16 protein-coding genes are annotated in these 20,366 nt (G+C 49.5%); 13 read left to right on the top strand and 3 right to left on the bottom strand.

Translation table 11 applies throughout. The annotated features are described in order from the left end of the window. The first annotated feature begins 5 nt into the window (after positions 1-5). The 12 genes from ACLTD4_RS17525 to ACLTD4_RS17470 all read left to right on the top strand — a co-directional run bounded on the left by ACLTD4_RS17525 (position 6) and on the right by ACLTD4_RS17470 (position 15,464). A complete protein-coding gene (locus ACLTD4_RS17525; protein WP_320995722.1) occupies positions 6-1,460 on the top strand; it encodes an extracellular solute-binding protein in 1,455 nt (484 codons plus the stop codon). A 2-nt stretch (positions 1,461-1,462) separates the two neighbouring features. Then, a complete protein-coding gene (locus ACLTD4_RS17520; protein ID WP_117621640.1) occupies positions 1,463-4,507 on the top strand; it encodes an EAL domain-containing protein in 3,045 nt (1,014 codons plus the stop codon). A gap of 100 nt (positions 4,508-4,607) precedes the next feature. Continuing rightward, positions 4,608-5,894 carry a trigger factor gene (gene tig, locus ACLTD4_RS17515; protein ID WP_117621641.1) on the top strand — a complete coding sequence of 429 codons (1,287 nt, stop codon included), beginning with the start codon at positions 4,608-4,610 and terminating at the stop codon, positions 5,892-5,894. 206 nt (positions 5,895-6,100) lie between these two features. Further along, on the top strand, positions 6,101-6,724 hold the full coding sequence (gene clpP / locus ACLTD4_RS17510) for an ATP-dependent Clp endopeptidase proteolytic subunit ClpP (RefSeq protein ID WP_277958358.1): 624 nt from the start codon (positions 6,101-6,103) through the stop codon (positions 6,722-6,724). 35 nt (positions 6,725-6,759) lie between these two features. Continuing rightward, on the top strand, positions 6,760-8,061 hold the full coding sequence (gene clpX, locus ACLTD4_RS17505; protein ID WP_025530433.1) for an ATP-dependent Clp protease ATP-binding subunit ClpX: 1,302 nt from the start codon (positions 6,760-6,762) through the stop codon (positions 8,059-8,061). A 285-nt stretch (positions 8,062-8,346) separates the two neighbouring features. Continuing rightward, positions 8,347-10,665: an endopeptidase La gene (gene lon, locus ACLTD4_RS17500; RefSeq protein ID WP_117621642.1), complete on the top strand. Its 2,319-nt coding sequence runs from the start codon at positions 8,347-8,349 to the stop codon at positions 10,663-10,665. 12 nt (positions 10,666-10,677) lie between these two features. Then, a complete protein-coding gene (yihA, locus tag ACLTD4_RS17495) occupies positions 10,678-11,268 on the top strand; it encodes a ribosome biogenesis GTP-binding protein YihA/YsxC (protein ID WP_055657158.1) in 591 nt (196 codons plus the stop codon). A gap of 62 nt (positions 11,269-11,330) precedes the next feature. Next, positions 11,331-12,215 carry a transporter substrate-binding domain-containing protein gene (locus tag ACLTD4_RS17490; RefSeq protein WP_117621643.1) on the top strand — a complete coding sequence of 295 codons (885 nt, stop codon included), beginning with the start codon at positions 11,331-11,333 and terminating at the stop codon, positions 12,213-12,215. 103 nt (positions 12,216-12,318) lie between these two features. After that, positions 12,319-13,113 (top strand): amino acid ABC transporter permease, encoded by a 795-nt coding sequence (locus ACLTD4_RS17485; RefSeq protein WP_172683640.1) that lies wholly within the window; start codon positions 12,319-12,321, stop codon positions 13,111-13,113. 2 nt (positions 13,114-13,115) lie between these two features. Beyond that, positions 13,116-13,859: an amino acid ABC transporter ATP-binding protein gene (locus ACLTD4_RS17480; RefSeq protein ID WP_002603545.1), complete on the top strand. Its 744-nt coding sequence runs from the start codon at positions 13,116-13,118 to the stop codon at positions 13,857-13,859. Between the two features lie 350 nt (positions 13,860-14,209). Continuing rightward, entirely contained in the window at positions 14,210-14,959 is a 750-nt protein-coding gene (locus ACLTD4_RS17475) for an ImmA/IrrE family metallo-endopeptidase (protein WP_117621644.1), read from the top strand. A gap of 259 nt (positions 14,960-15,218) precedes the next feature. Continuing rightward, positions 15,219-15,464 carry a hypothetical protein gene (locus ACLTD4_RS17470; RefSeq protein ID WP_002603548.1) on the top strand — a complete coding sequence of 82 codons (246 nt, stop codon included), beginning with the start codon at positions 15,219-15,221 and terminating at the stop codon, positions 15,462-15,464. Between the two features lie 178 nt (positions 15,465-15,642). Here ACLTD4_RS17470 and ACLTD4_RS17465 read toward each other — a convergent pair whose 3' ends face one another. The 3 genes from ACLTD4_RS17465 to ACLTD4_RS17455 are packed head-to-tail and all read right to left on the bottom strand — an operon-like array spanning position 15,643 to position 17,781. Then, entirely contained in the window at positions 15,643-16,053 is a 411-nt protein-coding gene (locus ACLTD4_RS17465; protein ID WP_117621645.1) for a glycoside hydrolase family 23, read from the bottom strand. Positions 16,054-16,080: 27 nt separating this feature from the next. Continuing rightward, complete coding sequence (locus ACLTD4_RS17460; RefSeq protein ID WP_002603550.1) at positions 16,081-16,602, bottom strand: DUF4364 family protein; 522 nt, start codon at positions 16,600-16,602, stop codon at positions 16,081-16,083. Between the two features lie 24 nt (positions 16,603-16,626). Then, positions 16,627-17,781 (bottom strand): NADP-dependent malic enzyme, encoded by a 1,155-nt coding sequence (locus ACLTD4_RS17455; RefSeq protein WP_117621646.1) that lies wholly within the window; start codon positions 17,779-17,781, stop codon positions 16,627-16,629. Positions 17,782-17,923: 142 nt separating this feature from the next. Between ACLTD4_RS17455 and ACLTD4_RS17450 the strand changes: the two genes are divergently transcribed. Then, positions 17,924-20,366 (top strand): DUF5717 family protein (locus tag ACLTD4_RS17450; RefSeq protein WP_412331444.1); only part of this gene is annotated, 2,443 nt, incomplete at its 3' end.

Here is a 20,366-nt window from a genome sequence, read left to right as displayed (position 1 = left end):
TGGGGATGAAGATGAAAAAAAGCTGGGTACTGCCGGTTCTGGCTGCGGGGATTTTGGCCGCCGGCTTAGCGGGATGTGAAAAGAAGGATCCTTACGGCCTCTCGGCTAAGGATCCGGTGACGATTACCATATGGCACTACTATAACGGCGTCCAGAAGGAAGGCTTCGATCAGCTGGTTCAGACATTTAACGAATCGGAGGGCCGGGAAAAGGGCATAATCGTGGAAGCCTACAGCAAGGGCAGCATCGACGATTTAAGTCAGGCCGTGACGGACAGCATCGATAAGAAGATCGGCTCGGATCCGGTTCCGGATGTCTTCGCGGCTTATGCCGATAAGGTCTATGAGATCGACCAAAGGGGAATGGCGGTTGATTTAAGCAAGTATCTGACCGCAGATGAGATCGGGGAGTATGTGGATGCCTACATAGAAGAAGGCCGGTTTGACGGAAGCGAAGGAATCAAGGTGTTCCCGGTGGCGAAGTCAACGGAAGTATTTGCGATCAACAAGACGGACTGGGATAAGTTTGCCGAGGCAACCGGGGAGACGGACGCCGCGTTCTCCTCCTGGGAAGGAATCACGCGTGTGGCGGAGAAATATTACAAGTGGACCGACAGCCTGACAGAAACGCCGGATGACGGAAAGGCATTTTTCGGAAGAGACGCATTTGCCAACTATATCATCGTCGGAAGCCTGCAGCTTGGACATGAGATTTTCCGCGTGGAAGATGGACACGTGATCATGGATTTTGACAGGACCGCCATGAAGCGGCTCTGGGATAACTACTATATTCCGTATGTCAACGGCTATTTCGGCGCATTCGGAAAGTTCAGAAGCGACGATGTGAAGACGGGACAGCTGGCGGCCTTCGTGGGCTCAACCAGCGGATTCGCCTATTTCCCAACCAGCGTGACGCTGGAGGATGGAACCAGCTATCCCATCGAGAGCAAGGTCTATCCGCTTCCCAACTTCTCGGGGACGGAGCCGTGCGCCGTCCAGCAGGGTGCAGGCATGATGATCCTAAAGTCTGAGGAGAAGAGAGAGTATGCGGCGTCCACCTTTTTGAAGTGGTTTACGGGTGTTGACAATAATATCAGATTTTCCGTCTCCTCCGGCTATCTGCCGGTTAAGAAGGAAGCGGGAGCGAAGGAACGGCTGGAGACCGTGCTGGCGGAGAACGGAGAGGAAGACGCGGCAGGCGAGAACCTGCTGATTGGCCTGGAGACTGCCAACAAGTATCAGCTGTATACGACGAAGCCCTTCGAGGGCGGAGATCAGGCGCGCGCCATTTTAAACACCACCATGGCGGATAAAGCCAGAGAAGACAGAGAGACCGTGCTGTCCCTCATGGCGCAGGGAATGTCCAGGGAAGAAGCGGTAGAGCAGTTTACGGAAGAATCTAACTTTGAACAGTGGTATGAGGATACAAAAGAACAACTGGAGACCATCATCGGAGAGTAGTTATGAAAAAAGGCAGGAATGAATCCATCAGAACCCATCTGCTCTGGCCGTTATTGGTGCTGTTGATTATACAGGCACTGATTATGGCCGGAATGGTTCTGTTCGGCGGTGTTTCTAAAAAACTGAAGAATAATGAAATCCATATTTTGAGTGAGAATACGGATAACACCAGGCTCTATCTGGAGAAGGAGACGATCCACCAGTGGATTAATGTCGTCAATGACTCCGGATCCATGGCGTCTGAGATTCAGTCGGTTTTAGACGAACAGCATAAAGATGCGTCCTGTATTTCAAGCGATTATGATTTAAACCGGGAGATTGCCGACGGGATTATGAACAGAGCCGTCGATCTCATGCGCCGCAGCTACGGCACGGGAATATTCGTCGTGCTGGATGGCCCGGCCGCGCAGAACAGTGCGGAAAATACGAAGGCCGGATTTTACATACGCGATTCCAATCCCGGCAGGAGCTATAATCAGGATAATTCGTCCCTGCTTCTGGAGCGGGGGCTTCCTTCCCTTGCCAATAAATACGGGATTCCTCTGGATTCCTTCTGGGACCTGGGCTTTGACATGACGGCCGATGACGGCAGTACCGATTTCTATAAAAAACCGTTTTATTCCTCCGTGGAGAATCAGGCCGGGGCAGAGGACCGGTTGAATTTTGCCTATTTAAGCAAGCCGTTCCGCCTGAGTCCCAAAGACATTCCTGTCATCACGTATTCCGCCCCCATCATCCTGGAGGACGGAAGCGTCGTGGGCGTGTTCGGACTGGAGATGGGAATCGGAAGGATCGAGCAGGTGCTCAGCTCCGACAGAACGGAGAGCAGCTTCGAGGTCTGCTACGCCCTGGGAGTCCGACAGGCGGGAGAGAATACCATCACTCCCGTAGCATCGTCAGGCTATCTTTATAATCAGTATTTCAAGGGAGACGAGTACCTGGAATACACGGATAACGAGGAGGAAGGCATCGGTGAGCTGCGTTCCTCCGACCGGGCCGGCTGGTATGCCAGCGTAAAGCAGCTGGATGTGTATAACTATAATACGCCGTTTGAACAGGAGGAATGGGTCCTGGTCGGGATGGCCAGGAAGAACGACCTGCTGTCTTTTTATAATTCCATTCGAAGCATGCTGCTGAGCTCCATTCTGATTCCGATTATTTTAAGCGTATTCGGCGTCTTCATCATCGGCAAGATCGTGACAGACCCGATTCGCGGCCTGGTCAATGAGGTTCGTAAACGGTCGGGAGAACACGGCCTTACGCTGACACGGGTTAACATCGGAGAGATCGATGAACTGACAGAGACCATCGAACAGCTGAGTGCGGATGTGGAGCGGTCCGCATCGAAGATATCCAGTATTTTAGAGCATGCCAATGTGCTGATTGGCGTGTTTGAGTATGAAGAAAACAATGAGAGCGTATTCTGCAGCCGTTCCATTTTTGAGATGATGGGTTGGGAAGAGCCGGGGGAGCCGTACTGCTATATGGGCAGCGGGGAGTTTCGGCAGCGGATGGAGGCCGGTATCAGGAATACAAAGAGAGACGGCGAAAATTACCTGTTTCATGTGGAGGCGCGCCCGATGGCAGATGAAGCAGAGAGGAGCGCATCTGACCGGGCAAATGCGGCAGGTAAGGGACGCTGGGTCCGTCTCATTCTGGAGACACAGGAGGCGGGAACGGTCCTCGGCGTGCTTTCGGATGTGACGGGCGACGTGGAGGAGAAGGCGAAGCTGGAGCGGGAGAGAAATTACGATCTGCTCACCAGCCTCTATAACAGAAGGGCATTCCGGGAACAGCTGGTGGTGGCTATGGCGGATGGAACCATTCAGACCGCGGCTGTGGCCATGTGGGATCTCGATAATTTAAAGTATATCAACGATACGTACGGCCATGACGAGGGCGACCGCTATATCGTTCTGTTTGCCAACTGCTTAAAGCGGCTGGAAGAGGAAGGCGCCATCGTATCGCGTTATTCCGGCGATGAATTCGTCACGCTGATTTACGGGGGGGGAAAAGAGGAGATCAGGCGGAGAGTCCAGTCCTTCATGCAATTTTTGCAGTCTACCAGCCTGGAGATGAAGGGTGGGTATCAGATTCCTGTCCGCGTTTCCGGAGGAATGGCGTGGTATCCGGATGACGCCGTGGATTTTGATACACTGTTAAATTACGCTGATTTTGCCATGTACATGGTGAAGCACAGCGTGAAGGGCATTATCATGGAATTCGATTCCAACGATTACTCCAACAATTCCTATATGCTGGCCGGGCGGGAAGAATTAAACCGGATGCTGGAGACGCGGGAAGTGGATTTTGCATTCCAGCCAATCACGAGGCGGGACGGAAGCGTCTTTGGCTATGAGCTGCTGATGCGGCCCAATTTTACGAATTTAAAGGGGATCAAAGAGGTGCTGAATCTGGCACGGGCTCAGGCGAAGCTTACGCAGATGGAGACGCTGACCTGGTATGCCGGTCTGAAGGCTGTGGAAAAACAGGATCAGGCGGGCGCTCTGGGACAGACGGAACGGCTTTTCATCAACTCCATTGCCAGCGCCTGTATGTCGAAGGAGGAGGAAGCCGATCTCTGGAACCGGTACAGCCGCTATCTGTCCCGTGTCGTGACGGAGCTTACGGAAGGGGAACCCGTGAATCAGGAGTATATGAGCCGTAAAATTGCGGTGACTAAAAAGTGGAACGGTCTTATCGCTATCGACGATTTTGGGGCAGGCTACAACAGTGAAACCGTGCTTCTCGACATGGCGCCCGACATCATCAAGGTGGACATGAGTCTCGTGCAGCGGATTCATGAAGATCCCAACCGCCAGCTGATTTTGAATAATATCCTGGACTTTGCCGGGCAGAATCATATCACGGTTCTGGCAGAGGGCGTGGAGACGAAGGAGGAACTGGAATTCCTGATTCAATGCGGCGTCGAGCTGTTCCAGGGATACTATATCGGACGGCCTCAGATGGAAATCCGTCCAATCGATCCGTATATTGTCAGGAAAATGCAGGATTTTGCCCAGAAATCGGACTTTTCACAGAAATAGTACTGGAATTTACCGAATGAGTATGCTATAATGCTAAATTGAAGTGTAACGCCCTGTCGGTATGGCGGTTCACATATATATTCAAGGAGGAACCCATAGAATGAGTTTACAAGTAGAGAAATTAGAAAAGAACATGGCAAAATTAACCGTAGAGGTACCAGCTGAACAGTTTGAAAAAGCGCTCACCACGGCTTTTAATAAGAATAAGAGCAGATTCAACATACCTGGCTTCAGAAAAGGAAAAGCTCCTCAGGCCATGGTAGAGAAGATGTACGGCGTAGAGGTATTATATGAGGATGCCATCAACGAAGCACTCGACGCAACATACGGCGATGCCGTAACAGAGAGTGAACTGGACGTTGTATCCAGACCTGAAATCGACGTTGTACAGGTTGAAAAAGGGAAAGAATTAATCTATACAGCTACCGTAGCTGTTAAGCCGGAAGTGACTCTCGGCGAGTACAAAGGAATCGAAGTAGAGAAGGCATCCGCTGAAGTGAGCGACGAGGACATCGAAGCAGAGCTTAAGAAGGTTCAGGAGCAGAACTCCAGACTGATCACCGTAGAGGACAGAGCAGTAGAAGACGGAGACCAGACGGTTGTTGATTTCGAAGGATTTGTAGACGGGACTCCGTTTGAAGGCGGAAAGGGCGAGGATTATCCTTTAACTATTGGTTCCCATTCCTTCATCGATACATTCGAAGAGCAGTTAATCGGTAAGAACATCGGCGAAGAGTGCGAAGTAAACGTAACCTTCCCGGAGGAATACCATGCAAAAGAACTTGCCGGTAAGCCAGCAGTATTCAAGGTAACCGTTAAGGAGATCAAGAGAAAAGAACTTCCGGAGTTAAACGATGAGTTTGCCGGAGAAGTTTCCGAGTTCGAGACTCTCGAAGAGTACAAGAACGATGTAAAGGCCAAGCTTTCCTTAACAAAGCAGAAAGAAGCCGCTACAGAGAATGAGAATCATGTTGTTGACAAGGTAGTGGAGAATGCCACAATGGACATTCCTGAGCCGATGATCGAAAGCCAGGTAAACAACATGGTAAACGATTATGCAAGAAGAATGCAGAGCCAGGGCCTTTCCCTTGAGCAGTACATGCAGTTCACAGGCATGACGATCGATACATTAAAAGAGCAGATGAAGCCGCAGGCTGTTAAGAGAATTCAGACAAGACTCGTATTAGAGGCGATTGTAAAAGCTGAAAACATCACGGTTTCCGATGAAGCTGTTGAGAAAGAGATCGCAGATATGGCTGAATCCTACAAGATGGAAGTTGCCCAGATCAAGGAATACATGGGAGAGAACGGCATCGAGCAGATGAAGGAAGACCTGGCAGTTCAGGAAGCAGTTGATTTCCTGGTTGCTGAGGCAAAGTTAGTTTAATTAATGTGGATTTTCTGTCATTAGTGGTTTATCCCCACTATTGGGGGTCAAAGCGGTCTGAGTAATCTGGCAGAGTAGTTATAAATAGCTTTGTCATGCTGAGGGTGAATTACAAACCGCAGTATGCGGATTGAAATAATTACGTTTAGAAGACCGGGGAGATTCCTGACTATGTTTGGAATCTGCTCGGCTTTCGTAATATAAGACTGGCAGACCAGAATTCGCAACGAGGAGGAAACAATATGAGTTTAGTACCTTATGTTATTGAATCGACGAGTAAGGGCGAGCGTTCTTACGATATTTATTCAAGACTCTTAAAAGAAAGAATCATTTTTCTGGGTGAAGAAGTGACGGATGTATCCGCGAGCATCGTTGTAGCCCAGCTTCTGTTTCTGGAGGCGGAAGATCCTAACAAGGACATCAACCTCTACATCAACAGCCCGGGCGGCTCTGTAACCGCGGGTATGGCAATCTACGATACGATGAACTATATCAAGTGTGACGTTTCCACCGTATGTATGGGCATGGCGGCCAGCATGGGTGCATTTTTACTGTCCGGCGGTGCAAAGGGAAAGAGATTCGCTCTTCCGAATGCGGAGGTCATGATTCATCAGCCTTCCGGCGGCGCACAGGGACAGGCGACCGAGATCCGGATTGTTGCGGAAAACATTTTAAAGATCAAGAAGCGTTTGAACGAGATCCTGGCTGCAAACACAGGCCAGCCGTATGAAGTGATCGAACGCGATACAGAGCGCGATAACTACATGAACGCCGAAGAAGCAAAGGCTTACGGTCTGATTGATGAAATTATCTACAGCCACGAGCATTAAGTTAGTGATTAATTGAGAAAGAATGAGGTGTGTATATGCCGGTCAGAACAGACGACAAAATCCGATGCTCTTTTTGCGGGAAAACGCAGGACCAGGTAAAGAAGCTGATTGCCGGTTCCAATAATGTCTATATCTGTGACGAGTGTATTGATCTCTGCGCGGAGATATTAGAAGAAGAGTTCGACAGTCATGAAGAAGAAGGACCTGATTTCAGCGACATCAACTTAATGAAGCCGAAGGAGATCAAGTCATTTCTGGATGACTACGTCATCGGGCAGGATAGTGCCAAAAAGGTATTGTCCGTAGCGGTCTATAATCACTATAAGAGAATCACATCCAGACGAAACATGGATGTGGATGTACAGAAGAGTAATATCCTGATGCTGGGACCGACCGGTTCCGGTAAGACGTATCTGGCACAGACGCTCGCAAAGGTGCTCAACGTACCGTTTGCCATTGCGGACGCCACGGCGCTTACCGAGGCGGGATATGTGGGCGAGGATGTGGAGAACATTCTGCTCAAGCTGATTCAGTCCGCGGATTACGATATCAGCAGGGCTGAGTACGGCATTATCTATATCGATGAGATTGACAAGATTACGAAAAAATCCGAAAACGTGTCCATCACGAGAGACGTGTCCGGTGAAGGGGTGCAGCAGGCACTCTTAAAGATTCTGGAGGGAACGGTCGCCAGCGTGCCGCCTCAAGGCGGAAGAAAGCATCCTCATCAGGAGCTTCTTCAGATCGATACCACCAACATTCTGTTCATCTGCGGCGGTGCCTTCGACGGGCTCGAAAAGATCATCGAGAGCCGTTTAAGCGCGGGCTCCATCGGCTTTAACGCCGAGATCGTGGATAAGAACAGAACCGATATTGACGACCTGTTGAAGAAAGTACTTCCGCAGGATCTCGTAAAATTCGGTCTGATTCCGGAATTTATCGGCCGTGTGCCGGTTACCGTGTCATTAGAGCTTCTCGACAAGGCAGCGCTGGTAAAGATTCTGACAGAACCGAGAAACGCCCTGATCAAGCAGTATCAGAAGCTGTTTGAGCTGGACGATGTAAAACTGGAGCTGACCGAGGAAGCAGTCGAAAGGATTGCGGAGCTGGCAGTGGAGAGAAAGACGGGAGCCAGAGGCCTGCGTTCCATTATGGAAAGCGTTATGATGGATATCATGTATGAGATTCCATCCGACAGCAACATCGGTATCTGTACGATCACCAAGGCTGTTGTGAATAAAGAGGGAGAACCGGAGATCATCTACAGAGATACGACGGTGCCCAGAAAATCCCTGGCCCAGAAACTGAGAAAAGATAAGACAGGCGAGATTGCATAGGATCCAGAGAAAGTTCGGAAAGGTGTTACAGCAGGAAGAACTGCTGCAGCACCTTTCCTTATTTCCGCGTGCAGTAAGCTAGTACAGCGTTGCATAAGTTCCGGTGAATTCTGCACTCGCTATTCACGCCAGGACCACGCCCACGAAGCTAGACGTAGGATCCACTACGCCGTCGCTTCGCGGACGCGCCCCTGACGCAAATATCAAGCACATAATTCACTGAAACTTACGCAATGCTGTACTAGATGGATCCATCTGTCCTGTCGGGATGCAAAGGAGAGAAATATGGAAGATAAGACAATAACGATGCCGGTCATTGCTTTGCGTGGCATGACTGTCCTTCCTAAAATGATGATACATTTCGACATCAGCCGCAGCAAGTCCATCGCGGCTGTGGAGAAGGCGATGATCGGAGACCAGAGAGTCTGTCTCGTCACTCAGAAGAACAGTGAGGAGGCCGATCCGGGAGTCGACGAGCTTCACCAGGTGGGCTGTGTGGCACTGATCAAGCAGCTGGTGAAGATTCCGAATAACGTGGTTCGCGTCATGGTCGAGGGACAGGAGCGCGTGGAGCTTTTGGGACTGGACAGCGAGGACCCTATGCTTGTCGGTGAGATCGGAACCTTAACAGAGTCGGAGGATTCCCTGGACTACGTCACGAGACAGGCCATGGTGCGAATTCTGAAAGAAAAGCTGGAGGAATACGGCAAGGAGAATCCCCGGATGCTGAAGGAGGTCTTCCCGAACCTGATGATGGTTACGGATCTAGGCGAGCTTTTGGATCAGATTGCGATCCAGCTTCCATGGGACTACAAGAACCGCCAGAAGGTTCTGGAGTGTGTACTTCTGGAAGAGCGTTATGAGACCGTCATGAGAAATCTTCTGACCGAGATCGAGATTACCCGTGTAAAACGGGAGATCCAGGGACGTGTCAAGGAGAATGTGGATAAGAATCAGAAGGACTATATCCTGCGGGAGCAGCTGAAGGTGATCCGTGAGGAGCTGGGGGAGGACAACCCGCTGTCCGATGCCGACGAGTATGAGAAGCAGCTTAAGGCTTTAAAGGCGGACAAGGAGACGAAGGACAAGATTCACAGAGAGATCGAACGGTTCAAGGCCATGCCGGGCGGAAGCCAGGAGGCCAACGTGCTCCGCATGTATCTGGAGACAGTGCTGGATCTTCCGTGGAAAAAGGTGTCGAAGGACAATAATAACATATCGCATGCCGAGGAGATTTTAAACTCGGATCACTATGGGCTGGAAAAGGTAAAGGAGAGAATCCTGGAGTACCTGGCCGTCCGTGTTCTGACGAAGAAAGGAACGAGCCCGATTATCTGCCTTGTGGGACCTCCGGGAACCGGTAAGACGTCCATTGCGCGCTCCGTGGCCAGGGCGCTGAACAAGCAGTACGTCCGCATCAGCCTTGGCGGAATCCACGACGAGGCGGAGGTCCGTGGCCACAGAAAGACATACGTCGGCGCCATGCCGGGCCGCATCGTGGAAGCCATGCGGCAGGCCGGAGTCAGCAATCCGCTGATGCTTCTGGATGAGATCGACAAGGTGAGCAGCGACTATAAGGGAGATACTTCCTCCGCGCTGCTGGAGGTGCTGGACAGCGAACAGAATGTGAAGTTCCGTGACCACTATGTGGAACTCCCCATCGATTTGTCCAATGTGCTTTTTATCGCCACGGCGAATACGACGCAGACCATACCGGGACCGCTGCTTGACCGTATGGAAGTGATTGAAGTAAACAGCTATACGGAGAATGAAAAGTTCCATATTGCGAAAAACTATCTGGTAAGAAAGCAGCTGGAGCGGAACGGTCTGACGGAAGAACAGGTTTCCATTACTGACAAGGCTCTTGAGAAGATTATCCATAATTATACCAGGGAAGCCGGAGTGAGAAATCTGGAGCGCCGGATCGGGGATATCTGCCGGAAGGCCGCCAGAGAGTTCCTGGAAGATAAGAAGAAGGCCATCAGGATTACGGAAAATGGGCTGGAAAAGTATCTGGGCAAGGAGAAAATCACCTTCGAGGACGTCAATGAGGAAGATCAGGTGGGAATCGTCAGAGGACTGGCGTGGACCAGCGTAGGCGGAGACACTCTGCAGATCGAGGTCAACGTTATGCCCGGCAAGGGAACGATGCAGATGACAGGCCAGATGGGCGATGTGATGAAGGAATCGGCCCAGACGGCATTAAGCTATATCCGTTCCATCTGCCCGGAGTACGGCGTGGCGGACGATTACTTTGAAAAACACGATATCCACCTCCATATTCCGGAGGGAGCAGTTCCGAAGGATGGTCCGTCGGCAGGCATTACCATGGCGACCGCCATGCTGTCGGCTGTCACGGGAAGAAAGGTGGATGCGAAGCTGGCCATGACGGGAGAGATCACACTGCGCGGAAGGGCGCTTCCGATCGGCGGCTTAAAGGAGAAGATTCTGGCTGCCAGGATGGCACATATGAAGAGAGTTCTCGTGCCGGATAAGAACAGGCCCGACATTGCGGAGCTGTCGAAGGAGATCACGAAGGGGCTGACCATCATTTTTGTGAAGGATATGGCAGACGTGCTGAAGGAAGCCCTTGTAAGCGAATAGAAAGGAAGCCATATGATAATCAAAACAGTAGAGCTGGAGACCGTGTGCGGAATTACCAGTAAGCTGCCGGACAATACGAAGCCGGAGTTTGCATTTGCAGGGAAGTCCAATGTGGGGAAGTCGTCGCTGATTAACGCGCTGATGAACCGCAAGGCGTACGCGCGCACGTCTTCCCAGCCGGGCAAGACCCAGACCATCAATTTCTACAATATCAACGATGCCCTTTATTACGTGGATTTACCGGGCTACGGCTACGCAAAGGTAGCTCAGGAGGTAAAGGCCAAATGGGGGAAGATGATTGAAAACTATCTCCACCAGTCTCCCATGCTGAAGCGTGTGTTCCTGCTCATCGACATCCGCCATGAGCCATCCGTCAACGACAAGACCATGTACGACTGGATCGTGTACAACGGATATCAGCCGGTTATCATTGCGACGAAGCTGGACAAGATCAACCGGAGCCAGGTGCAGAAGCATATGAAGATGGTTCGTCAGGGACTGGGAATCGGCCAGGATGTGACGGTTATCCCATTTTCCGCTGAAACGAAACAGGGAAGAGATGAAATATGGGCTCTGATCGAGGAAATGATGGGAGAGTCTTGACAAGGAGACAAAATCTTTTTATAATGAACCTATTTATGAGATAGTGCAGAGGAGAAAAAGTTATGAAAAAAACAGGAAAGAGTTTGGCAGCAGCCTGCCTTGCGGTGGTTTTAGCCGTATCGGCGCTGACTGCGTGTGGGAGCAAGAATGCGGCAGAGAGTACGCCGGCCGCCGGAGCAGAGGCGAATGGAGGCGGAGAGAAGGTATTGAAGGTTGCGATGGAGTGCAGCTACGCGCCGTATAACTGGACCCAGCCTACGGATGCCAACGGCGCTGTCGCGATTTCGGGAGGCTCCGATTTTGCGTACGGCTATGACGTTATGATGGCGAAAAAGATCGCTGATACGCTCGGCTATAAGTTGGAGATCGTTAAGCTGGACTGGGATTCCCTGGTACCGGCTGTACAGTCGGGAAAGGTTGACTGTGTCATTGCGGGACAGTCCATTACCGCTGAGCGCCTTCAGTCTGTAGATTTTACGGAGCCGTATTACTACGCGACGATCGTAACTCTGGTAAAGACAGGCGGAAAGTATGAGAACGCGGCCAGCGTTGCAGACCTTGCAGGCGCCACCGCTACCTCTCAGTTAAACACAATCTGGTACGACAACTGCCTGCCGCAGATCCCGGATGGCAACATTCAGCCGGCACAGGAGTCTGCACCGGCCATGCTGGTAGCTTTAAACTCCGGCAGATGTGATCTGGTTGTGACAGACAAGCCTACCGGACAGGCTGCACTCATTGCGTATCCGGATTTCAAGCTGCTTGATTTCACGGGCACGGACGGCGAGTTCCAGGTATCGGATGAAGATATCAACATCGGTATTTCCTTAAAGAAGGGGAATACAGAGTTAAAGGACGCTATCAACAGTGTATTGGCTACGATGACAAAAGATGATTATAATAAGATGATGGAAGAGGCGATTTCCGTTCAGCCATTATCAGAATAATCTTACATTACAGAAATCGGCAGGGCATGCAGGCACGGGACAGGGCAGTTTCATTCCGTGCCGCTTGTTCTGTTTCAATTAAATTGGAGGTAATCTTATGTCGCTGCCGTCAGATTTTTTTGGAAGGATTCTATTTATCCTGCAGAAATACGGAGTATCATTTTTAAACGGCGCCGGAAAGACTATGGCGATCGCCCTTGTCGGTACACTGATCGGCTGTATCATCGGGTTCGCGGTCGGAATCGTCCAGACAATACCGGTGGATAAGAAGGATAATCCTGTTAAAAGGGGAGTTCTGGGACTTATCAAGCTGATCTTAAATATCTACGTGGAAGTATTCCGCGGAACGCCCATGATGGTTCAGGCCATGTTTATTTACTATGGATCTTCCGTTCTGTTTGGTTTTAACATGTCCCAGACGTTTGCCGCTTACTTTATTATATCCATTAATACTGGTGCTTACATGGCGGAGACGGTGCGCGGCGGCATCCTTTCCATCGATCCGGGACAGACAGAGGGCGCGAAAGCCATCGGTATGAATCATATCCAGACTATGGTCAATGTTATCATGCCTCAGGCGCTGCGCAACATCATGCCTCAGATCGGCAATAACTTAATCATTAACATCAAGGATTCTTCCGTGCTTTCCGTGATCGGCGTCGTAGAGCTGTTCTATGCGACGAAGGGCGTGGCTGGCGCTTACTATACGTATTTTGAGGCATTTACCATTACGATGGTGATTTACTTTATCCTTACCTTCACCTGCTCCAGAATTCTGCGGCACTGGGAGAAGAAGATGGACGGTCCGGACAGCTACGATCTCGCTACCACGGATACGCTTGCCTATACCAGCGGCCTGGTGAAATTCCCAGATCCAAACGAGAAGGAGGATAAGTAATTATGGCAGGAAATACAGTACTGGAAATCCATCATTTAAGCAAGACGTTCGGTACGAACGTGGTTCTCCGGGATATCGATTTCTCTGTGGCTGAGGGCGATGTAACGTGCATCATAGGCGCCTCCGGTTCCGGTAAATCTACACTGCTGCGCTGTGTCAACCTTCTGGAGACACCGACTACGGGAGAGATCCTGTATCACGATAAGGACATCACGGACAGAAAGATGAACGCCGCATCCTACCGTACGCGCGTGGGTATGGTGTTCCAGAACTTCAACCTCTTTAATAACATGACGGTGCTTGACAACTGTATGGTCGGCCAGATCAAGGTTTTAAAGAAGGACAAGGAAGAAGCAAAGCGTAAGGCCATGCTTTATCTGGAGAAGGTGGGAATGGCCCCCTATATCAATGCAAAGCCGAGGCAGCTGTCCGGCGGCCAGAAGCAGCGTGTGGCAATCGCCAGGGCGCTCGCCATGGAACCGGAGATTCTGTTGTTTGACGAACCGACGTCCGCTTTGGACCCACAGATGGTGGGCGAGGTGCTTGCCGTCATGAGGACGCTCGCAAACGAGGGATTGACCATGATTATCGTCACCCACGAGATGGCGTTTGCCCGCGACGTATCGAACCACGTCGTCTATATGGCGGGCGGGGTGATCGAGGAAGAGGGCGCTCCGGCGGATATCTTCGGAAACCCGCAGAAGAACTCGACCAGGGAGTTTTTGAACCGGTTTATGCAGGGGTAGGCGGAGGAAATTCGGATAGCCGAAACGGTATAAAAGTTCATATGGAAGGTTTGTGTTGGAAGCCCTGCAAAGTCTGGTGATTTTGCGGGGCTTTTATTTTATTTCGCACCATTAATGCGGCAGAAATGCGGCAGATATCCGAATATTGTGGTACCAGTATGGAAGCACTGACATCAATTCCACAGGATTATGAAGAGATGAATGTGTTCCATGCTTTTTATGGGGCAGGTAAAAACCCGGGAAGCAAAGCAGTCCATACAGGATATAGATATTTTGATTGAATTGATCCTTTTTCATGATAAGATCAGAGAAAACGGCAAGATGATGAGAGAGGAGTGGACTGAACTTTAATGGGGAATGTTTTAGATAATAGCCTTTATATGAATGATCAAAAGAAGTTCCAGGAACTGTTCCAAGCTGTCATACAGTTCAATAGCCTGTACAATGGAAATAATATTATACAGGATGATATTTTCTCAGTGTTGACTAATTACGCACGAAAAAAACAGGAAGACTTGGATCTTTTTCGGTTTCCTACAAAAGATGATGATTTTTGTGCACTTACATGCGTACAGAAAGGAAGATTGGTGTTTTTTAGAGAAAAAAACGGAAGTGTTTTAAGAAAGGGCTCTATTTTAAATGCGGCTGTTATGGATGAAGACGTAAAATGTAAAGAAGATCTGGAAGCGAATGCGTTCGCCGGATTACTTCTTGTTCCTTCCAATGCTTTGTATGAACAAATGCAGATTTATGGAATTCCCAAATCCGGTCAGGTGTTGGGCGATATGATCAGATTAATGGCAATTTTTTCAGTTCCATATAAAGCAATTTTACTGCGGCTTTATGAAGAAGTATATATAAATACGGATACTGTTTATGAATTTTTAAATGTGAAAAAGGAAGTACTGAGAAAAGCGGTCAGCTATGAACCTGATGCTGAAAGATGGCAAAGACGTACCCCGGAGATTCTCAGGTTTGGGAGCCTTAAGCAGCTAATGGATCAAAATTCAGAATATGATTTACTGTCTGACAAGAGAACCGTATCAGATCAGGAAACTCTCTGTAAGATTTTGCACAGATATGAAGCTGCCAGGAGATAGCGAATATGCAAAAGACAAGGTTTGCTTTATTGGATACAGATTACATTTCTAAACTCCATATAACCCGAAAAGATGATGAAAACAGATTGATCGATAGAATGTTGGAATTACCGGAGTATCAATTTATCTGCCATGAGCAGATTATTCTCTCATTATGCTACTATATCAGAATTATGGAAAGAGTGCTGTTTCCCTGTATCTTTCATACTTAAAAAATGCCTGTGATTTGTTTGACAAAGATTTTTACAGGAGATTTTACATGAGCCTTGAACTGTACATCAAAATGCCAATCGACTATTTTATGATAGAGATTGCCAATTGTGATATGACAGTAGGATATGGCAACAATCTGGGCGAGATTAAAACTTACCTAATGCAGCAAGTTCTTCAAAATCAGGATCATATACAGTTATATGTATTTTGCTCAGACGATAAAGGCGCACGAGCTGGTATTTCAGGTACTACCGGAATTCCCTGTATCAGTGCAATATCATCCTTTTACTAAAATGGCAGCATAGCTACTATGTCATTCTGGGTTTTGTATTCTGAACTCAGAATGTGGATTGAAATAAAATACATAGACATACAAAAGAGATGCATTAAAAATGGTAATCTGAAAATGGTATAAGGAGTATGTGGATATTTCCAATCCCCAATGCCCCTTATACCATTTTTGTATGACTTTATTCAGATACAGTGACAGATTCCGTCATCACAGGAACCGGCGTTATAATTTCTTTTTCTACCGGCGTCATAACTGCCGGAACCGGAACGGCTGGTTTTAACGGCTCCGGTTCCGGAGGCGTTTGTTCCTGTGTCTGTTCCTGTGTCTGCCCCTGTCCCTGGCTCTTAGAGACCTGCACGTTCTCCCTGCCCTTCGAATCTCTTGGCTTTTTGGAAAAGATATCTCTGACCTTGATACGCACAAAGGTTTTGATAACCTTCACCGAAAGCAGGATGATAAAGACGGGAAGGATAATGGTCAGCAGTAGCTTTGCCTTCAAAAGAAATTTCTTCCGTTTCAGCTTTTTCACTTCTGCCTGATACTCATCTCTGATTTCCTGAATCAATGATTTCTGTTTTTTGATCTGCATGGGAATTCCCCCTTTATAATCGCCTTTTTAGTCGCTCATGAGAGCCTTCATGGCAAATGCGTAGATTTCCTGGCTCTTGGCCTTCCAGTGGTCACACATGATTTCCGCCTGGTCCTTGTCGGGGACGGCGAGCTCCAAATCGATCAGACAGCTCTTACCCTCACGCACCTCACAGTGAACGATGAAATCCTGGTTGGTGGATTTGTAGAAATCCGCGGTCACGCCCACCTCGTTGCGGAGGCGGAACTTGTTCTCTTTCAAATATTCATCGATGTCTTCAATGATGGCAGAGGATATCTTGTTGCCGAAGAACGAAAGGGTTTCTTCTCCCTCCCGCGTGATCTCGTAGCGGCTGCTGTTGTGGTTGGTCTCCACATGGAGGAGCTTGGCCTCCAGAAGTTCGTTTAATGCCTGATTCAGCGTGAAATACGTGGTGTATTCATGCTCCAGGAAAAAATTTGACAGCTGCGCACTGGTAAGGGGAAAATTGACCTGCTTCAGCATATACAAAATCATTAATTTATAAAGCGTCATGGGTTCTGACAACATAGGACACCCTCCATAGATTGATTCTTACTTTTGTATATGATCTTTCACTGCACGGCTGACCACATCGGCCACACGGGGATCAAATGCCTCCGGCAGAATATGGTTTTCATCCAGTATGGATTCATCCACCAGCCCTGCGATCGCGGTGGCGGCAGCCAGCTTCATCTCTTCAGTGATCGCAGTGGCGCGTCCCTCTAAAGCACCCTTAAAGATGCCCGGGAATACAACTACATTATTGACCTGATTGGGGAAATCAGACCTGCCGGTGCCGATAATTTTCGCTCCGGCCTCTTTTGCAACGTCAGGCATAATCTCAGGAACCGGGTTTGCCATGGCGAACAGGATCGCATCCGTGTTCATGGACGCGGCCATCTCTTTTGTGACAATTCCCGGTGCGGATACGCCGACAAAGATATCTGCGCCCTTCATGGCGTCAGCCAGACTGCCGTCTGCGCCTTCTAAGTTGGTCACTTCCACCATCTTTTCCTGCATCCAGTTTAAGCCGTCCATACCCTTCTTTAAGATTCCGGCGCGGTCACACATGGTGATGTGCAAAAATCCGTAGGTTAAGAGAAGCTTCGTGATGGCGATACCGGCGGAACCGGCTCCGTTTACGACGACCCGGCAGTTTTCCTTCTTCTTGCCGGTCACCTTTAATGCATTGATGATTCCTGCCAGAACGACGATGGCGGTTCCGTGCTGGTCATCGTGGAAGACCGGGATGGGAAGCAGCTCTTTTAAGCGTTCCTCGATCTCAAAACATCTGGGTGCGGAAATATCCTCTAAATTGATTCCGCCGAAAGCAGGAGCGATATTGACAACTGTTTTTATGATCTCTTCTGTATCCTGGGTATCCAGGCAGATTGGAAATGCGTTGACACCGCCGAATTCCTTGAAGAGCACGGCCTTTCCTTCCATAACGGGCATGGCGGCCAGAGGACCGATATTGCCGAGACCAAGAACAGCGCTGCCGTCGGAAACAACCGCGATCGTGTTGGATTTGATTGTATATTTATAAGCGGCTTCCGGTTCGGCAGCGATGACCTTACACGGCTCGGCAACGCCGGGAGTATAGGCGAGGGCCAAATCTTCCCTGCTTTTTACTTCGGCTTTGGAAATAGTTTCCAGCTTGCCGTTCCATTTTTCATGCAATAATAAAGCTTTTTCATTCGTTGTCATGATTCTTGTCCTTCTTCTATCAGTTTTTATTTTATCATACCAATTTTAGGGTTTTAAATCAATAGAAAATATGATAGAATATAGTAATTAAACTGAAAGACAACAGCTGTCAGGCTGAAGAACATAAGATACAGGTGGTACTATGAGAGAACGAATCAACAGGCTGGCTAAAGGCATCATCGATTCGGAGGTTCCTGTGATCAAGGTCACTCCGAAAGGAATTGACGACGTGGTGCGTTCCGGCGGGGCCACGAGGCGGGAACTTGTCGTTACCAGTGAGAATAATCTGCATATAAAAGGACTTGCATATTCTTCCAATTTCCGCGTGAGGCTTCTTAATGGGGCGTTTGGCGGCACCTATAACCATCTGGTCTATGAGGTGAATACCGGTTTTCTGGAAGACGGAGATATGATTAAGGGAGCTTTCTATCTGGTTACCAATGGCGGAGAAAGAGAAGTCCCTTATTCTTTTCGTGTGGAACTGAGTACGTCAGGGAAAGCATTGAGCGATTTAAAGACGGCGGAGGATTTCGCCGGAACAGCGAAGAACGACTATGAGACAGCGCTTCGCTTATTTGAATATAGAGATTTTTTCGAGGCCCCCTTCATGAAGGATTTGCATGTGAGGGCCCTTTACGGTGGTTTAAAAGGAAGACCGGACAGGAAGAAGGAGCTGGAGGAATTCCTGACCGGACTCGGTGTCAAGGGGCCTGTAAAGCTGACTGCGGACGAGAGCGAGCGGCGGTTTGACCAACTGGACGGAGTGATCCAGGAATGTATTACGATAACCAGAAGCGGTTGGGGTTACGTAAGCCTTGAGGTTACGGCCGACTGCGATTTTATAGAGATTCCGGTGAGAAACATCGGAGACCAGGATTTTAACGACGACACCTGCGAGATCGTCTACCGCATCCATCCGAGGCGGATGCATCAGGGCCTGAATCAGGGACGCATTATCATTACCGGAATCGAAGAGCGCTTCGTTGTTCCGGTGACCGCGATGGTGAACCCGGGCGGCGGTATTTCCGCGGAGGACGCCTATACGAAGGAAGCGGTGGCGACGTATCTGCACCTGCGTTTACAGAAAGAGGCAGATAATGGGGACTTTTTTCACAATCCGCCGAACGCAGGAGAGGGGGACTTTCCCCATAATCAGATGCTGCGGGCGCTGGATGAGATCGAGGAGATGAAGGGGCAGCAGGAGGCGATTAAGCTTTTAAGGGCCGAGATATACCTTTCAGACGACAGGACGAGCCAGGCGGCGCTGCTGCTGGATGAATGCCGGGAGAAGATCCTGGCGGAGCGGCAGGAGAAGCTGGAGCTTTACTGCTACTATCAGTATCTGAGGCTGATACTACAGCCGGATGAATACCAGAAGGAATCGCTGGTTCGTCTGCTGAGAAAATATCTGGAGGAAAATCCGGACCTTCATAATCTGTTTCTGATCCTTTTAAGGCTGGACCGCCGGCTTAATGAGAATCCGGGCGGAGCCATATCCATGATGAGGCGCCAGTTTGAAGCGGGCATGAGAAGCCCGTTTCTCTATCTGCATGCCTGCAGGCTGCTTTCCGAAGAGCCGGATCTGATCCGGAGTATCGGCCCGTTTGAGCTGCAGGTACTGTCCTTCGGCGCCAGATACGGCGCTGCGGGAGAGAAATTTGCGCTGGCTGCGGCGAGGCTTACGCTGACATCCAGGCATTTTAACCGCCTTCACTACAGGGCGCTGGGACGCCTGTATGAGAAGTATCCCGGAAAGGAAATACTGGAAGCGGTCTGTTCCATACTGATCCGGGGAGAGAGCAGGAGTGCGGAGGCATTTAAGTGGTATGAGAAGGGGATCAAAGAAGGAATCAGCCTGACACGGCTTTACGAGTATTATCTGTACGCGCTTCCAAAGGATTACTGCTACCTGCTTCCCAAGGAAGTGCTCCTCTATTTTTCCTACGGTGGTAGCGAGCTGGACCGCCACAGCAGGGCGCTGCTCTATAAAAATGTGCTGGTTTACTTAAAGGAATCCGATCCGCTGTATGAGGTGTACGAGCGGGATATCGAAAAATTCGCCACAGAACAACTGTTCGAATCGAGGATCGGAAGTAATCTGGCCGTTATTTACGAACACATGATCTACAAGGATGTCATTGACCTTCCTATGGCTAAGGTACTGCCCTCTATTCTGCGTTCTTACCGCGTGGAGTGCAGGAACCTTAAGATGAAGTATGTAATTGTCTGCTACGAGGAGCTGCTGGAGGAGGACGCATTTCTTCTGGACGACGGCGTAGCGTACGTGCCGCTGTTTTCCGAGCACAGCATCCTGTTGTTCCAGGATGCCTTTGGAAACCGTTACAGTACGGTTCCTTATGAGAAAACGCCGGTGATGGATAAGCCGGAGTTAGAGGCGCGCTGCTTTGAACTGTATCCCGATCATCCGATGCTCAGACTCCGGGCCTGCGACGAGATCTTAAAGAGGGGCATTGCAGATGAGAAGGAGGCGGGGATGCTGGAGGATGCCATGGAGGATGGGCGGCTCCAGCCGCTGTATCAGAGACTCCTGCTATCCAGAATCATAGAGTATTACCAGAATATGC

The sequence above is a fragment of the Hungatella sp. genome (genome assembly GCF_046966825.1).
This window is presented reverse-complemented; position numbering and strand designations above follow the sequence as displayed.

Excerpts from the sequence above, each read along its gene's own strand:
- ACLTD4_RS17460 (WP_002603550.1), bottom strand. The coding sequence starts at position 16,602 with ATGTTGTCAGAACCCATGACGCTTTATAAATTAATGATTTTGTATATG.
- yihA (WP_055657158.1), top strand. The coding sequence starts at position 10,678 with ATGATAATCAAAACAGTAGAGCTGGAGACCGTGTGCGGAATTACCAGT.
- ACLTD4_RS17470 (WP_002603548.1), top strand. The coding sequence starts at position 15,219 with ATGAGCCTTGAACTGTACATCAAAATGCCAATCGACTATTTTATGATA.
- ACLTD4_RS17490 (WP_117621643.1), top strand. The coding sequence starts at position 11,331 with ATGAAAAAAACAGGAAAGAGTTTGGCAGCAGCCTGCCTTGCGGTGGTT.
- lon (WP_117621642.1), top strand. The coding sequence starts at position 8,347 with ATGGAAGATAAGACAATAACGATGCCGGTCATTGCTTTGCGTGGCATG.
- clpX (WP_025530433.1), top strand. The coding sequence starts at position 6,760 with ATGCCGGTCAGAACAGACGACAAAATCCGATGCTCTTTTTGCGGGAAA.
- ACLTD4_RS17480 (WP_002603545.1), top strand. The coding sequence starts at position 13,116 with ATGGCAGGAAATACAGTACTGGAAATCCATCATTTAAGCAAGACGTTC.
- tig (WP_117621641.1), top strand. The coding sequence starts at position 4,608 with ATGAGTTTACAAGTAGAGAAATTAGAAAAGAACATGGCAAAATTAACC.
- ACLTD4_RS17455 (WP_117621646.1), bottom strand. The coding sequence starts at position 17,781 with ATGACAACGAATGAAAAAGCTTTATTATTGCATGAAAAATGGAACGGC.
- ACLTD4_RS17520 (WP_117621640.1), top strand. The coding sequence starts at position 1,463 with ATGAAAAAAGGCAGGAATGAATCCATCAGAACCCATCTGCTCTGGCCG.
- ACLTD4_RS17475 (WP_117621644.1), top strand. The coding sequence starts at position 14,210 with ATGGGGAATGTTTTAGATAATAGCCTTTATATGAATGATCAAAAGAAG.
- ACLTD4_RS17465 (WP_117621645.1), bottom strand. The coding sequence starts at position 16,053 with ATGCAGATCAAAAAACAGAAATCATTGATTCAGGAAATCAGAGATGAG.
- ACLTD4_RS17525 (WP_320995722.1), top strand. The coding sequence starts at position 6 with ATGAAGATGAAAAAAAGCTGGGTACTGCCGGTTCTGGCTGCGGGGATT.